The 15432-nt window shown below is 60.9% G+C and carries 12 protein-coding genes and 1 pseudogene; 5 read left to right on the top strand and 8 right to left on the bottom strand.

What is annotated here, in order from left to right; translation table 11 throughout:
• The 7 genes and pseudogenes from P3T43_RS07520 to P3T43_RS07490 form a co-directional block, all read right to left on the bottom strand.
• Complete coding sequence (locus P3T43_RS07520; RefSeq protein ID WP_429280415.1) at positions 1-915, bottom strand: ABC transporter permease subunit; 915 nt, start codon at positions 913-915, stop codon at positions 1-3.
• Entirely contained in the window at positions 912-1880 is a 969-nt protein-coding gene (locus P3T43_RS07515) for an ABC transporter permease subunit (protein WP_429280414.1), read from the bottom strand. The genes P3T43_RS07520 and P3T43_RS07515 overlap by 4 nt, the downstream gene beginning before the upstream one ends.
• A gap of 13 nt (positions 1881-1893) precedes the next feature.
• A complete protein-coding gene (locus P3T43_RS07510) occupies positions 1894-3042 on the bottom strand; it encodes an ABC transporter ATP-binding protein (RefSeq protein ID WP_429280413.1) in 1149 nt (382 codons plus the stop codon).
• Positions 3043-3072: 30 nt separating this feature from the next.
• Positions 3073-4194, bottom strand: coding sequence for a polyamine ABC transporter substrate-binding protein (locus tag P3T43_RS07505; protein WP_429280412.1), 1122 nt, complete (start codon positions 4192-4194; stop codon positions 3073-3075).
• A 368-nt stretch (positions 4195-4562) separates the two neighbouring features.
• Positions 4563-5459 (bottom strand): annotated as a pseudogene (locus P3T43_RS07500) (LysR family transcriptional regulator); the annotation flags it as partial.
• Between the two features lie 63 nt (positions 5460-5522).
• Positions 5523-6977, bottom strand: coding sequence for an NAD(P)/FAD-dependent oxidoreductase (locus P3T43_RS07495; RefSeq protein WP_429280411.1), 1455 nt, complete (start codon positions 6975-6977; stop codon positions 5523-5525).
• 252 nt (positions 6978-7229) lie between these two features.
• Positions 7230-7574 carry a cupin domain-containing protein gene (locus tag P3T43_RS07490; RefSeq protein WP_429280410.1) on the bottom strand — a complete coding sequence of 115 codons (345 nt, stop codon included), beginning with the start codon at positions 7572-7574 and terminating at the stop codon, positions 7230-7232.
• 214 nt (positions 7575-7788) lie between these two features.
• Here P3T43_RS07490 and P3T43_RS07485 point away from each other — a divergent pair, with 214 nt between their 5' ends.
• The 4 genes from P3T43_RS07485 to P3T43_RS07470 all read left to right on the top strand — a co-directional run bounded on the left by P3T43_RS07485 (position 7789) and on the right by P3T43_RS07470 (position 12898).
• Positions 7789-8688 carry a helix-turn-helix transcriptional regulator gene (locus P3T43_RS07485; RefSeq protein ID WP_429280409.1) on the top strand — a complete coding sequence of 300 codons (900 nt, stop codon included), beginning with the start codon at positions 7789-7791 and terminating at the stop codon, positions 8686-8688.
• Positions 8689-8823: 135 nt separating this feature from the next.
• Positions 8824-9774, top strand: coding sequence for an agmatinase (gene speB / locus P3T43_RS07480; RefSeq protein WP_429280408.1), 951 nt, complete (start codon positions 8824-8826; stop codon positions 9772-9774).
• 13 nt (positions 9775-9787) lie between these two features.
• A complete protein-coding gene (locus tag P3T43_RS07475) occupies positions 9788-11284 on the top strand; it encodes an aldehyde dehydrogenase family protein (protein WP_429280407.1) in 1497 nt (498 codons plus the stop codon).
• Positions 11285-11677: 393 nt separating this feature from the next.
• Positions 11678-12898, top strand: a complete 1221-nt coding sequence (locus P3T43_RS07470; protein WP_429280406.1) for a YeeE/YedE family protein — start codon at positions 11678-11680, stop codon at positions 12896-12898.
• A gap of 426 nt (positions 12899-13324) precedes the next feature.
• On the opposite strand, the gene P3T43_RS07465 is transcribed toward P3T43_RS07470, so the two are convergent.
• A complete protein-coding gene (locus P3T43_RS07465) occupies positions 13325-14671 on the bottom strand; it encodes a PQQ-dependent sugar dehydrogenase (protein ID WP_429280405.1) in 1347 nt (448 codons plus the stop codon).
• Between the two features lie 351 nt (positions 14672-15022).
• Between P3T43_RS07465 and P3T43_RS07460 the strand changes: the two genes are divergently transcribed.
• Positions 15023-15154, top strand: coding sequence for a hypothetical protein (locus P3T43_RS07460; RefSeq protein WP_429280404.1), 132 nt, complete (start codon positions 15023-15025; stop codon positions 15152-15154).
• Positions 15155-15432: the final 278 nt, after the last annotated feature.

Raw genomic sequence — 15432 nt, 5'->3', positions numbered from 1 at the left:
TCAGGTGGCGGCGCTCTGACCGACCGGACGGCGAACCGCACCGTGCGCGACCGCGCGTGCGGGCGTGTCGGCAGGATCAGGCAGCGTCAGGGCGATCTGCATGTCGCGTGCTCGCTTGCGCTCACGGGCCATCATGATCTGGTTGGCTGCGATCACGCCGATCGTCACCGCGCAGATGAAGAGTGTGGCCAGTGCGTTCATCTCAGGATTGAGACCGAGCCGCACACGCGAGAATACGACGAGGGGCAGCGTGGTTGAGCCTGGGCCCGAGAGGAACGCGGACAGCACGAGGTCGTCGATCGACAAGGTGAACGAAAGCAGCCAGCCCGAGACGAGTGCTTGCGAAATGAGCGGCAACGTGATCACGAAGAACACCTTGAGAGGTGTGGCGCCGAGATCGAGTGCGGCCTCTTCGAGCGATTTGTTCATCTCTTTCACACGCGACTGCACAATGATTGCTACGTACGAGACGCACAGCATCACATGGCCGATCCACATTGTCACCACGCCGCGGCCCTTGGGCCAGCCGATAAACTGCTCGAGGGCGACGAACAGCAGCAGCAGCGAGATGCCCTGGATCACTTCGGGAATCACGAGCGGCGCATTCAGCATGCCGGTGTAGAGCGTGAAGCCCTTGAATCGCCCCATACGCGCAAGCACGTAGCCGGCCCATGTACCGATGGCGACTGACGCGAATGCCGTCATGAGGCCGATCTTCAGCGACAGCCACGCGGCCGTAAGTAGTTCGTCATCCTGCAGAAGTGCGGCATACCATTTCAGCGAGAAACCCGACCAGACGGTGACGAGCTTGGACTCGTTGAACGAGTACACCACGAGGCTGATGATCGGGATATAGAGAAACAGAAACCCGAAACTCAACACGGTATTGGAGAGCGTTCTATTTGGCTTGATCATTTGCTTGCCTCCAGATCCTTGACCTGGTAGTACTGGAACACGGCCATCGGCACGAGCAGCAGCAGAACCATCGCGACGGTGACAGCGGAGGCCATCGGCCAGTCCATGTTGTTGAAGAACTCATCCCACATCACGCGGCCTATCATCAGCGTGTCGGCGCCGCCGAGCAGTTCTGGAATGACGTATTCACCGACGGCCGGAATGAACACCAGCAAACTGCCGGCGATGATGCCGTTCTTCGACAGCGGCAAAGTAATGCGCGTGAATGCCGTCCAGGGCTTGCAACCGAGGTCGTACGCGGCTTCGAGCAAGGTCAGGTCCATCTTGACGAGGTGCGCATACAGCGGCATCACCATGAACGGCAAGTACGAATAGACCATGCCGATATAGACACCCGCGTCGCTGTGATAGAGGCGCAGCGGCGAGTGGATCAGGCCGATCGACATCAGCGTGTGATTCAGCAAACCGTCGTCCTTGAGGATGCCAACCCACGCATACACGCGAATCAGGAACGAGGTCCAGAACGGCAGCATCACGCCCATCATGAGCATGTTGCGTCGCGACGGTTCCGAGCGGGCAATGTAATACGCAATCGGATAACCAATCAGCAGGCAAAAGAAGGTCGACACGGCGGCCATTTTCAACGAGCTGATATACGTGGCAATGTACAGATCGTCCTGCAGCAGGAACGCGTAGTGCCCCAGTTGCAGGGCGAAGTGGATGACGCCGTCCTCTATCTCGAGGAGGTTCGTGTAAGGCGGAATGCCCATCTTCAATTCGGCGAAGCTGATCTTGAGCACGAGCACGAACGGCAGCGCGAAGAATACCGTGAGCCACAAGAACGGAATGCCGATGACGGTGGAGCGTCCCGAGGGCACGAAGCGATAGAACGCGCGCGCGAGGGCGGCGCGTTGCGCACCGCCTCCAGTGGACGGCGCGTGAGTGGAGGGCAGGGAAGTGCTCATGTGCTTGGCTTCCTTATTGCGTGACGACTACACCGCTGGCGGATGACCAGGAGATGTAGACATCGTCGTTCCACGCCGGCGCATTCTCGCCGAGCAGTTCATGACTCGAAAGATGCGACACGACCACCTTGCCGCCGGGAAGGCGCACGTGATAGAGCGAATAACTGCCCATGTAGGCGACATCGGAGACCATACCGCGCGCCCAGTTGTTGGCTGCGGTGGGCTTGTCGCGCGAAACATGGATTCTCTCCGGACGCACCGAGATGCCAACCGGCATGCCGAGTGGACCGGTAATACCGTGGCTCACGTAAATGGGCGTTTCGAGGTCTTCGCTTGCGACGAAAATGTGATCCGGTTCGTCCGCGACCACCGTCCCTTCGAACAGATTGGTCGAGCCGATGAACTCGGCCGAAAAGCGGCTGTTCGGGTACTCGTAGACCTGACTGGGCGAGCCGATCTGCACGATGCGTCCTTCGCTCATGACGGCCAGACGGCTCGCCATGGTCATCGCTTCTTCCTGGTCGTGGGTGACCATCACACAGGTCACGTCCACCTTGTCGATGATGTTGCAGAGTTCGAGCTGGGTCTTCTGGCGGATCTTCTTGTCGAGCGCGGACATGGGCTCGTCAAGCAGCAGAAGCTTGGGACGTTTGACCAGCGAACGGGCGAGCGCCACCCGCTGCTGCTGACCACCTGAAAGCTGATGCGGTTTGCGCTGCGCGTACTTGCTCATCTGCACGAGATTGAGGGCATCGGCAACGCGTTCCCTGATTTCGCTCTTTGGCACGCCTTCCTGCTTGAGGCCGAACGCCACATTGCCTTCCACGCTCATATGCGGAAAGAGCGCGTACGACTGGAACATCATGTTCACAGGCCGGCGGTAGGGCGGCAGCGAAGCGAGGTCTTCGCCGTCGACGTAGATCCGGCCCGAGGTTGCGGTCTCCAGACCCGCAAGCATGCGCAGCAGGGTGGATTTACCGCAGCCTGAACTGCCCAGTAGTGCAAACAATTCGTTCTTTGCGATCGTCAGACTGACGTTATCGACCGCAGTACTGTCGCCGAATTTCTTGACGACATTTTCGATGCGGACGAACTCGTCCCCAGAATGCGTTGCCGGCGAGCGCGCGGCTTCTTTTGCGTGAGCGGAATGCGTCGATTTCATGATGTCCTTCGAGGAGCGTTTTTTAGACAATCAGCGTCCGGTCTTCAACTGGGACCACAGGCGGTTCTCGAGACGCAGGATCTCGACCGGCAGCGATTTCAGCAACGTCATCTTCTTGAGGACATCTTCGGGCGGATAGACGCTCGCGTCCTGGGCGACTGCGGGCGTCACATACTGATGAGCCGCCTCATTAGCCGTCGGATAGAACACTTCATTCGTGATCTGCGCATTGACCTTGGGATCCTCGATGTAATTGATCCACTTCATCGCGGCTTCGGGATGCGGTGCATCTTTCGGCACGGCCATCATGTCGAACCACAACACGCCGCCTTCCTTCACGTTCGAGAATTTGATGGTGTAGGACTGTTTGGCCTCCTGAGCACGGCGGCGTGCGATACCCACGTCGCCCGAATACGCCACGGCCACGCAGACGTCGTTGTTCGCGAGGTCGTTGATATAGCCCGACGAGTTGAATTGCGTGATGTACGGGCGGACTTTCTTCAGCACCTCGAACGCGGCCTGATAGTCGGCCGGGTTCGTGCTGTTCGGGTCCTTGTGCAGATACTGCAGCGTCGCCGCAAATACGTCGGCAGGCTGATCGAGGAACGAGACACCGCAACCCTTCAGTTTCGAGAGGTACTGCGGATCGAGCACGAGCGCCCAGCTATCGACCGGTGCGTTGTCACCGAGCGCTTTCTTGACCGCCTGCTCGTTATAGGCGATGCCGTCGATACCGTAGGCCCACGGCACGCCGTACTGGTTGCCCGGATCGGTGTCCGCGATCATCTTCATGAGCGTCGGGTTGAGGTTCTTCAGATTCGGGATATGTGACTTGTCGAGCTTCTGGTAGACGCCCGCCTGAACCTGCTTGGCCATGTAGTTCGACGAGGGCACGACGATGTCGTAGCCCGAGCTACCGGCGAGCAGCTTGGCTTGCAGCGTGTCGTCGCTGTCGTAGTTGTCGTACTTGACGCGCGTGCCCGTTTCCTTCTGGAAATTCGGGATCGTGTCCTTGGCAATGTAGTCGGACCAGTTGTAGACGTTCAGGACGTCGTCGGCTGCCTGGGCCGGCTGGCTCGAGGTGGCGGCGACGCCGGCAAAGAGCGCTACGGCGGCGGCAGCGGCCGCGCGATGAAGATGGCTATGACGCATGTTGGTTTTCCCTAAAAGTAGTGGCGAGGCGAAGGCATCGGGGATTGCTCCTTGCTGGATGCCGCCGCCCATTGAGTCAATGGCGTTACGAGAGATCGACCGGTGCCGCAAGGGCGCCGCTCACTGGCGCAGAAAATGGGGTGAGGACGCCAGGCATGGGGGTGGAAAGATCGCTAGATCTCGCGTATCGCGACTTGTCGGGAATACGCTCAAAGCCGACTGTCTCGACTTGCGCAAAGCTACTGTCATTCGCTGTCTCCTTCTCTTATGGAACGCTGTGCCTGGATGTCGAAGCGGCACGGCGTCGGATTCTTGTCTACATCAGCATTCGGCTTTTCTCGGTCGGCTCCGTTAGCGCTGTCAGGATCTATCCCATAGACACCGAACAGGTCCTCGCGAAACGCGGCGACATTCGGTTTGGCCGTTGCGCTGCGCTTCGTGACCAGATGCTGTGGGACCTCAAAACTGAATGTGGTGTCGCCTAATGCCTTGAGAAACCCTCTCTGTACAAACGGTGCTGCGTGGTGCGCCGGGAGATAGCCGAGGTAATTACCCGACATGATCAGGATCGTCGCCGCTTCGATGCTGTCTGCGAGCGCCGTGACGCGGCGTTCGGCTATCGTCGACGGTGCTTCCGGTATCGGATAGCTACGCCATACCCAGTTTCCGCTCTGTAAATGTTCGGCCGTGACGGGAGCAGGTTCCTGAAAAAGCGGGTGCCCACGGCCGCAATAGATGACCTGTCTTTCGGCAAACAGCTGCTGGTAGACGAGTCCGGGCACGCGGTGCCAGAAATAGCCGATCGCGAGATCCAGCTGGTTATTGACGAGTCCTTCCTCGAGCTCCTGCGGCGATTTCACTTTCATCGAAATGTTCACCGCCTGATCGCGCCGCTGGAATGCGCTGATTGCTTCGGCTACGCGCGTGTTCTCGACGTGCGATGCATGTCCGATCAAGCCGATCGAAAGCGTACCCGCCAGCTTTCGATCGATCTCGCGCACCCGCGCAACGAAATGACTCGTTGCGCCGATCAGTGTGCGAGCCGTCGCCGCGAATCGCTCACCCTTCGACGTCAGCCGGAAGCCGCCGCGTCCCCGCTCGCACAGCCTGAAGCCAATCCGCGCTTCGAGCGCCGAGAGCTGCGTGCTGATCGTCGGTTGGCGTACGCCGAGCGACGCTTCTGCCGCGCCGATTCCGCGGGCATCGGCCACCGCAAGAAAAACGCGGATGAGCTTTAAATCGAGGTCAGTGGTATTCGAAAACATACTGCGCATCCTGCTAGTCGAAACAACCTTGCGCCATGCAACCGACGCACATGGAGACCACGCTTACATCGGGAAGCCCATCGCCTTGAGCCCGTTAATCCACGCGCGCTTCCAGCCGCCTTCTGCATCCGCGCCGTCGAACGCGTGAAACGTGATCTTTGCGCCGAGCCAACGGAACGGCTCAGGGACGATATACGTGGGACTCTGGTTGGCAATGTCGAGTCGACGCTCGGGACTGTTTCGATCGAACAGGATATTCAGTCCCATGAACGCACCGAACCGGCTCGCGGCGACGCCAAAGCCCGTGTACCCGGCCACGAATACCGCCTTGTCGCCGAAGTAGCGCTTCGCGAATACGGAGCCGCGCGAGCAGTAATCGATCGGGCCGCCCCACGCATGCGAGAACCTCACGTCGGACAACCGCGGGAACGTCGTGTAGAACGCCTGTGCGAGACGGTGGTAGGTTTCGCGATTGCGGTCCTGATGCGGATCGGGATGGCCGTCGAAGTGATAGCTCACGAGTCCGCCGAAAATGATGGTGTTGTTCCGGGTCAGGCGGAAATAATTGAGCTGGGTACGCGTGTCATAGACGCCCTGACGATTCTTCCAGCCAATCCGCGCAAGCTGCTCGTCCGTGAGCGGTTCTGTCGCCAGCACATGGTCGCGGACCTGCATCACCCGGCGGTTGATGTCAGGCACGCCCACCTTCGCCGTGCCGCTGCCGAACAGCACGCGAGGTGCGCGCACGGAGCCCTTGGGCGTCGTCACATAGATGGTCTTGCCTTCGTCCTTGATGGTCACGAGCGGCGTGTGTTCGTAGAGCCGCACACCGAGCGAAAGGGCCGCCCGTTTGAGGCCCCAGGCGAGCTTCGCGGGATGAACGATGCCACTGCGATTGCGCGACCACAACGCGCCGGCGAAGAGCGGCGAATCGAGCTGCTCGCGGGTTTCCTCGCGATCGAGCAGTTGCACGTTGTGCCCGTGGCGCTGGTGAAGTTCATAGTCGGCGCGTAAGTGATCCAGATGAGCTGGATCGACGGCAACGGTCATTTCGCCGTTCCATTCGATTTCCGCGTCGATGTCATAGCGCCGCAGCGTCTCTTCGAAGCCGTCGAGGTTAAGCTGTCCGAACTGTTCGAGCTGCTCGATATCGTTCGGGAAGACGCGTACCGCATTCGGCAGACCGTGCATGACCGAGGTCGAGATGATGCCACCCGCGCGTCCCGACGCGCCGTGAGCGACGAGGTGTGCTTCGATCACCACGACGTCCAGTTCCGGCATCTGCTCCTTGGCCTGCAGCGCGGCCCACAACCCGGTGAACCCGCCGCCGATCACGAGCAGGTCCGCGTTCGTTGCACCAACGAGTTCCGTTTCGGCGGGAGGCGCTGCGGGATTGTCGAGCCAATAGGGGAAGAGCGAGGTATTCGCCAGCGCTTCGGAGATGCCCAGCGCGGCCGGCGCATGCCGGGCGCCTGCGGACTTCTTCGCTGCCGTTCCCCTCTCGAGGATTTCACTCATGATGCGTCCGTCTGAAATGTGCCCGCCGCTACGCGAATGAGCCATGGCGGCCATGCTTCTGAAATGGATTGCCCGGTTCCATGGCGCAGCGACATGGGCCGACCCGGCTCATGCGACCGCTGGCCGACTGCCGCGCAATGTACGAAGACCTGCCTGGGAAGAGGGCGTGCCGTGGATTACGCCTCGCGACGCGCGAGGCACAGTGACCCGTACGCCACGCCCGCAGTGCATTGCCTGCACCGAAGCGAGGTCTTAGGCGCGCTCGAGCACGACGTAGAACTTCTTGGCATCCTCGAGTGTTTCCCAGCGACCGGCGAATCCTGCGGGCAGCAGGTAGCCCTGGCCGGCGCTGAATTCCTTGCGGTTGCCGGCAACGTCGATCAGCGCGACACGGCCTTCGGTCAACCAGACGGCTTCGTCTGCGGCGGTTTCGGGGAAATCGACAGCGCCGACCTTGCCCTCCCACCAACCCGCGACGTATTTGCTGCTGTGGCCAGCCGCACCCCGCCAGTCGATTTCATCCATGCCGAATTCCAGCTTGGTGAATTCGCCTTCGCCGGAACCCAGCAACACGATGTCTTGAATCAGCTTGCTCATTTTTTGTCTCACTTAACCGTTGAAAAGTGAGTGAAAGACTATCGATTTCGAAAGCACCGGTATGCCCCTGTTCCGGGGGGGGCAAAACCAGTTTTATTGTCGGGGACCCCGTTTGCCTGGGGCTTTCACCAGGTTTGTCCACTGTCTACGCCAAGGCAGGACACCGTGCCAGGGGGCACTGCTATACTCGCGAAATTGCCACAGGCAGAACGGCATGCTACTGAATACATCCCATTTCATTCGAGACACTGATCCACTTCCCGTCAGGTTCAAGTCGCTGGGCGACCTGGTGGAGGTCGTCGGTACACCTGACTTCGTGCCCCAATTAGCAAGGTTTCTGAATGGCGTAATTCCCATTGATGTTGCACACGTGGAGCGCTCGCGCGTCGACGAAACGATGCCGTCGGGATATCGCTGCGAATGGATCGGCAGCAGCGGTATCGACGTGGCGGACACGCAGATTTCCGAGGTCATGACGCTCTATTACGAGCGCTTTCAGGCCAACGATCCGCTGTTTGCAGGCATCCGCGGCAAAACCGGGACCTTGCTCGTGGTGCGCGATATCGAGGCCATTCCTCCCGGCGAATTCCGTAAGCGCATCTACGATGATGTCGCCATCGCGCACGAATGCGTGCTGGCCCGCGGCTCGAGCTACAAGCAGGTTTCCATTGCGCTCGAACGATCGCTTGACCGGCCGCCGTTTTCGCTCGCGGAAATGCGGCAGTTCCGCGACGTCAGCGATTTTCTCTTTCCGGTGCTGGAACTGCATGCATCGACCACGGCCGCCAGGCTGGTCGCACAAAGAAAATCGGCCGACCTTCCGCTGACGCGCTTCGACACACTGGTCGCGGCGGGCGGCATCCGGCTGTCGAAACGCGAATACGAGGCTTGCAAGCACTTTATCTCCGGCAAGACGTTGCCTGAAACCGCGGAGATCCTCGATGTGGGCCAGGCGACGGTGACGTCCTACGCGAAACGCGCGTTCGCCAAGCTCGGCGTGACCACCAAGCGCGAACTCGTCGCATTGGTGAGTGGCAGCGAAGAGCAGGGCGCAGTTCGCGCGACCGCGACCGCGACCGCGGCCACCGGGCAAGCCGGCACGCTCTCCGGGTAATCGCGCGCTTATGGCGGACGCGCGCAAGTTTGCATCGATAAACCTCGATGCAAACGCTGCATCTTCGATATGTTTGTGCGGATGTTCTTCTCTATCATCGCCCCCATTGTTTTTATCTACACGGAGACAGGCGCGATGACGCACGAATTGAATCAGCCGCTGGGCGGCAACGACATGCCGCGCTTTGGCGGCATCGCTACGATGATGCGGCTGCCTTACGCGGCCACCACCGAGGGGCTGGATGCCTGTTTTGTCGGCGTTCCGCTCGACCTGGGTACGTCGAATCGATCGGGCGCGCGCTTTGGGCCGCGGCAGATTCGCTCGGAGTCCGTACTGCTTCGTCCGTACAACATGGCAACGCGCGCGGCGCCGTTCGATTCGCTGCAGGTCGCCGATATTGGCGACGTCGCCACGAATCCGTATGACCTCAAGGACTCGATCCGTCTGATCGAGACCGCTTACGACCGTATCGTCGAAAACGGTTGCCGACCCATCACGCTTGGCGGCGACCACACGATCGCATGGCCCATCCTGCGCGCGCTGCACAAGAAGTACGGCAAGGTGGCAGTCGTTCACGTGGATGCGCATGCCGACGTCAACGACACAATGTTCGGCGAAAAGATCGCACATGGCACACCGTTCCGGCGCGCGGTCGAAGACCGCCTGCTGCAATGTGACAAGGTCACGCAAATCGGCCTGCGCGGTACGGGCTATCACGCCGACGACTTCGACTGGTGCCGTCAGCAGGGCTTCACGGTGGTGCAGGCGGAGGCATGCTGGAACCGTTCGCTCGCGCCGTTGATGGAAGAGGTGCGCGAGCGCGTGGGGGACGCACCCGTGTACCTGAGTTTCGATATCGACGGACTCGATCCGTCATTCGCGCCCGGCACCGGCACCCCCGAAATAGGTGGCCTGAGCGTGCAACAGGGTCTGGAAATCGTGCGCGGCATGAAAGGGCTCAATGTCGTCGGCGCGGATCTGGTCGAAGTGTCGCCGCCTTATGACCAGGCGGGCACGACTGCGCTCGTCGGCGCGAACCTCGCGTACGAGATGCTGTGCGTGATGCCGGGTGTTCACTACCGTTGAGAGGCCACAGGCGATGAATACGATAGACACGCCGTTCTTCGCGGCCGTTGGCAACGATTTGCCCGTGCTGCCCGCCGCGCGCATCGCGGGACGTGCCTTGCGCGCAGAGGTACCTGAAAGCCGCTCGGCGATCTTCAACGCGTCGACGGGTGAGGCGATCGGCTGGCAGGAAAGCGCCAGCGCCGCGCAGATCGACGAAGCGGTGCGCGTCGCGAGCGAGGCGTTCGCCTCCTGGCGAGCGTTCACGGCGGCCCAACGCGGCGAAATCCTGCGCAAGGTGGCCGAGCTTGTCGAGGCTCGGCGCGACCAGCTGACTGTGCTGCAGATGCGCGTGAGCGGAAAGCCTCCCGTGGAGGCATGGACCGACGTGAGCGATGTCATTGCGACGTTCAACTACTACGCCGATCTTTGCACGCAAGGCACTGCGTTCGAGATCGAATCCATCGTACTCCCAGGTGATGGTGTGGCGGCAGAGCGATTCCACGTCCCGGTTGGCGTGGCAGCCTTGATCGTGCCGTGGAATTTCCCGATGGTCACGACTGCCTGGAAGATCGCGCCCGCGCTTGCGGCGGGTTGTACCGTGGTTCTGAAGCCCTCGGAACTGACGTCACCAGTTGAGTGCGCGCTCGTCGATCTGCTCGCCGAGGCCGGCGTTCCCGAGGGCGTTGTCAATGTGGTCAATGGTGGGGCTGAAGTTGGCGCGTTGCTCACGCGGCATCCGCTGGTCGACAAGATTTCGTTCACTGGTAGCACGGCCGCTGGCAAGCATGTGATGCGCGCCGCCGCTGAGGACATGAAACGGCTGACGCTGGAACTCGGCGGCAAGTCCGCGCTGATCGTGCGCGAGGATGCCGACGTCGAGCTGGCTGTTTCTCTCGCGGTAGGTGGTGCATTCACGAATGCCGGGCAGATGTGCTCGGCTACCGCGCGCATTCTCGTCCACGACAGCCTGTACCGGAAGTTCATGACGGCTTTTGAAACGGCGGTGAGCGCGCTCGTCGTGGCAGCGCCCGGAACCCGGGATGTCGCAATGGGGCCGCTGATTTCAGAGGGGCAGCGCACGCGCGTCCAGGCGCTCGTCGAAGCTGGCGTTCAGGCCGGCGCGCAGGTCGCGTTCCAGGGGCAAAGCGCGCAGGATACAGACGGGGGCTTTTTCATGGCTCCAGTGGTGATCGCCGAGCCGTCTGCCGACAACATTTTATGGACCGATGAGATCTTTGGCCCGGTCGCGTGCGTCAAGTCGTTTCGCACCGACGATGAGGCCATTGCCCTCGCGAACGATACGCGCTATGGTCTGGTCGCGACGGTGGTCACGCGCAACAAGCAAATGGCGCAACACTATCAGTGCGCCGTGCGGGCCGGACTGGTGTGGGTGAATACGCCTCAACTCATCTATCCGCATGTGTCGTGGGGCGGATTCGGGCTAAGCGGGCTGGGCAGGGAGCTCGGTCTGGCAGGCTTACGCAGTTACCAGGAGTTGCGCCATACGATGCGCAATACGACGCCCTGAAGTCCGGGGGGCGGCACAACGTGAAGTCACCCGGCTCGCTACGCTGAGTGCGGTAGTAGTGCGAGTACCGGGTGACACTCTCCGTTCTTTGGGTGTCCTGTCAATTCAATCTAGAAATATCGATATACGAACGGGTTATTAAGCGGCAGGTTCTAACCGGTGTCGGGGCTTGCCAGGCCCCGTACGACAGGCATGCCGAGCTCACGGCACGATGCGCTCCGGGTCTCGCCATCGAAAGACGCGAGCCCTTGCCGATAGCCGTCACAATGCGACATTTCGTTATACTTGCGGTCTTCTCCTAAACGATCTTTCGCGGCCTTTCGCCCGTGCAGCGACCGCCGGTTTCCACCGGCGTGCTGCCCTTGTGCGACGAGCGCGCCCGTCCCGTTCACCATGTCCGATCTATCCACGTCGTTCGGCGGCACGCCTCGCGGCTCCGTCAACATCAATCCGAAGCCGCTCGCCGTTGCGCTCGCGTTTGTCATGTTCGGGGCGATCTATCTCGCGCAGACCGTTAGCGCGAAGCAGGCCGCGCTGTACGTCCTCGGCGCGCTACTTGGGATCACGCTCTATCACGCTGCGTTCGGCTTCACTTCCGCATGGCGTGTGTTCATCGCCGACGGCCGCGGCGAAGGGCTGCGCGCGCAGATGCTGATGCTCGCGATTGGCGTGTTGCTGTTCTTTCCGGCGCTTTCGGCCGGCACGTTGTTCGGTCATCCGGTAGTTGGCGAAGTATCACCGGTCGGCACGTCGGTCGTGGTGGGTGCGTTTATTTTCGGCATCGGCATGCAACTAGGCGGCGGCTGCGCCTCCGGCACGCTGTATACGGTCGGCGGCGGCAGCACGCGCATGGTGGTCACGCTGATTGCGTTCATCGCCGGTTCGGTGATCGGTACCGCGCACCTGCCATTCTGGGCCGGGCTGCCGCATCTGCCGCCGATCTCGCTCGTGAAGACGCTCGGTGTTGGCCCGGCGATCACGCTGAACCTCGTGGTATTCGCGGCGATTGCCGGGGTGACCGTGCTGATTGAAAAGCGCCGCCACGGCCGTCTCGTGAGCGATCGCGTAGCCACCGCGGCGCCATGGTTACATGGCCCGTGGCCGCTATTCGCCGGTGGCGCCGTGCTCGCGATTCTCAACTTTGCGACGCTGGCGCTGTCGGGTCATCCCTGGGGCATTACGTCGGCGTTCGCGCTGTGGGGCGCCAAGGCGTCTTCCGCGATGGGCATCGGCGTCGCGAGCTGGCAGGTGTGGAGCACTGGCCCGAACGCGGCTGCACTCGCGGCTCCCATCAGCCACGACGTCAAGTCGGTGATGGATATCGGCATCGTGATCGGCGCGATGATTGCGGCTTCGCTTGCCGGCCGCTACGCGCCGGTGTGGCGCCTGCCACTGCGCTCGCTGGTCGCGGCAGTCGTCGGCGGCCTGCTGCTCGGCTACGGTGCGCGCCTTGCGTACGGCTGCAATATCGGCGCGTACTTCAGCGGCATCGTGTCGGGCAGCCTGCACGGCTGGCTCTGGCTCGTTTCGGCATTTTTCGGCAACGTCGTCGGGACGAAGCTTCGCCCGGTGTTCGGGCTCGCGGTCGAACGTGTGAAACAGACGGGATGTTGATCGGACGGGCTAACCTCGCGTTCAAGCCGGTCGTTTGGAAGCAGAAGTTCGTCGGTACCGTGAAGTTCGCTTTGCGCGACGATATGTTCGGGCCCGAGATTGCGGCCGCACTCCGGACATGCCGGCTTCGTTGCCGCGAATAGCGGGTCGTCCCCTTCGTAAATGCCCACATTAGAGAGGTTTCGCCGCCAAACCCGGTAGCGCCGGTCGACCTTTCTTTCATTGAAGGTTTCAATAATGGCCCCGAGGTGTCCGCATTCGCAGGCCACGTAAGTAAAGATGCGCGATTTCATGACATTGTCTCCTTGATCCGCACATTGCCCGGCGCACGAACTGGGCCATCCTTGCGGCGCGACGTACGACGGTTCAGGGTGGAAACCGAATCACAAAGGTGATTGTCGTTCTGCGACGCGCACGAGCCCGGAATCATTTGCCCACCGGCGCAAGATTCGCCGAACTCACGTCGTTACGCCACGCCACTCGCCAGACAGCGTTTCCCACATCGTCTGCCACGAGCAATGCTCCATGCGCGTCCAGCGCGACGCCAACCGGCCGGCCCACGGCGGAGCCGTCCGGCGTCAGAAAGCCGGTCAGGAAGTCCTCCGGCGCGCCAGCGGGTTTTCCGTCGACAAATGGCACGAACACCACCTTGTAGCCGCTGCGCGGCTTGCGGTTCCATGATTCGTGCTGACCCACGAATGCACCGCCAACGTAATGAGCCGGGAATACCGTCTGGTTGTAAAAGACGAGTCCTAGCGAGGCGGTGTGATTACCAAGGGCATAGTCAGGCGCAATGGCCTCTGCAACCTTGTCAGGACGTTGAGGTTTGACGCGCGTATCGACGTGCTGCCCGTAATAGCTGTAGGGAAAGCCATAGAACGCGCCATCCTTCACTGCCGTCATGTAGTCGGGCACAAGGTTATTGCCGAGGTCGTCGCGCTCGTTCACGGCCGTCCACAACGTGCCGCTATCGGGTTGCCAGGAGAGACCGTTGGGGTTGCGCAATCCAGTCGCGTAGGGCCGCAAGCGACCGCTTGCCACTTCGAATTCAAGAATTCGCGCTCGGCCTTCTTCGGCCTCGATGCCGTTTTCCCCCGCATTGCTGTTCGATCCCACGGTGATATACAAATGTTTGCCGGACGTGTCGGCCAGAATATTTTTTGTCCAGTGATGGTCGATCGGGCCAGCCGGTAAGTCGGCAACCTTGACGCCGGGGCGTGTAATCCTGCGTGCTCCGGATACATAGTCAAAACGCAGCAGCGCATCCGTGTCCGCCACGTACAACTCGTTGCCGATCAGCGCCATGCCGAATGGCGAATGCAGGCCGTCGAGAAACACGGTTGGCGTCTGGGCGACTCCACTGTTGTTTTCGTCGCGCAACAGCATGATCCGATCGGGACTCGGTACGCCCGCTCCAGCGCGCTTCATGACCTGACGCCTGATCCAGCCGAATAGGCCGCTGCCGCTATCGTGCACTGCGGGCGCGTCGCTTTCCGCGACCAGTACGTCGCCATTGGGCAGCGTGTAAAGCCAGCGTGGATGTGTAAGACCGCGGGCAAACTCAGTGACGGCGAAGCCAGCAGGTGCGGTGGGAAGGAAATTGGCGGGACGCGCCTGCACGGGCGCGACGTTGACCATTGGAAGCAACGCCGATTGCGGAGCCGGAATGGTAGGCGACGCGCCAAAGCCTGTATCACCCGGGCCTGATGATCCGATCGCGCAGGCGGCAAGCGGTAATACCCATGCAACAGCGAGACGATTCAAGAGGCGCATTGAGATTTCCGGCGCTTGGCGTTGGTTGTCTTCTCAGGAAGCACAGCAAGAAACTGGCCTGTGTCAGTGCTTGCGAAGCATCGGGCTCGTGATCTACAGGAGATCGCTGTTTCCAGAGCGGGCCCGGTGGATGTCATGCGCCCGCCTCCCGATTTGCTGCGGAGCCTTGGAACGCATGTGCGGCCGCCGCCGCGGAACACATCTTGCTGCTATGCGCTGCAAGCGCATTTCAGCATATCCAAAAGCGCTGGAGACGGTAGGTATTTCAAATCACACGTCCGGTCACGCACAAAGACACCGGAGTGTGCGATCTGAATCCAGTCCGCTCACAACTGACAAGGGAGGCACGTTATGAAAAAAATATTTACGCTGATGCTGATGGCTATTTGTCTTGGAACTGCCTTGAACGGCTGCATTGTCGTGCCAGACGGCGGTTATCACGACCACGACCATTATCACGATCACGACCACGATCACGACTAGTTTCATTGCCGGATCACCAGCGTGCCGCGCTGGCTGGTATGAACACGAGCAAATGTCACGGAATGATAGGTCTTACAAAGACGGTCGAACTACACGCGACGCAGGCCAACCCCCGCAAAGGACCGAAAGAAGCCGACGCTGTGGCGATGATTGCCTCGGACAACGAAAGAGAACAACCGCTACCCGTGTGACCTGTCAGCGGTGCTTACGTCCGTGAACCCTAAAAACTCAAAGGAAAAACGCGGGAGCACAGATTGCTCTTCTATCTGGCGAACATG

The organism is Paraburkholderia sp. GAS41 (assembly GCF_050436545.1).
Classification (GTDB): domain Bacteria; phylum Pseudomonadota; class Gammaproteobacteria; order Burkholderiales; family Burkholderiaceae; genus Paraburkholderia.
The sequence above is the reverse complement of the archived record's forward strand: the minus strand, read 5'-3'. Positions and strand labels throughout refer to the sequence as shown.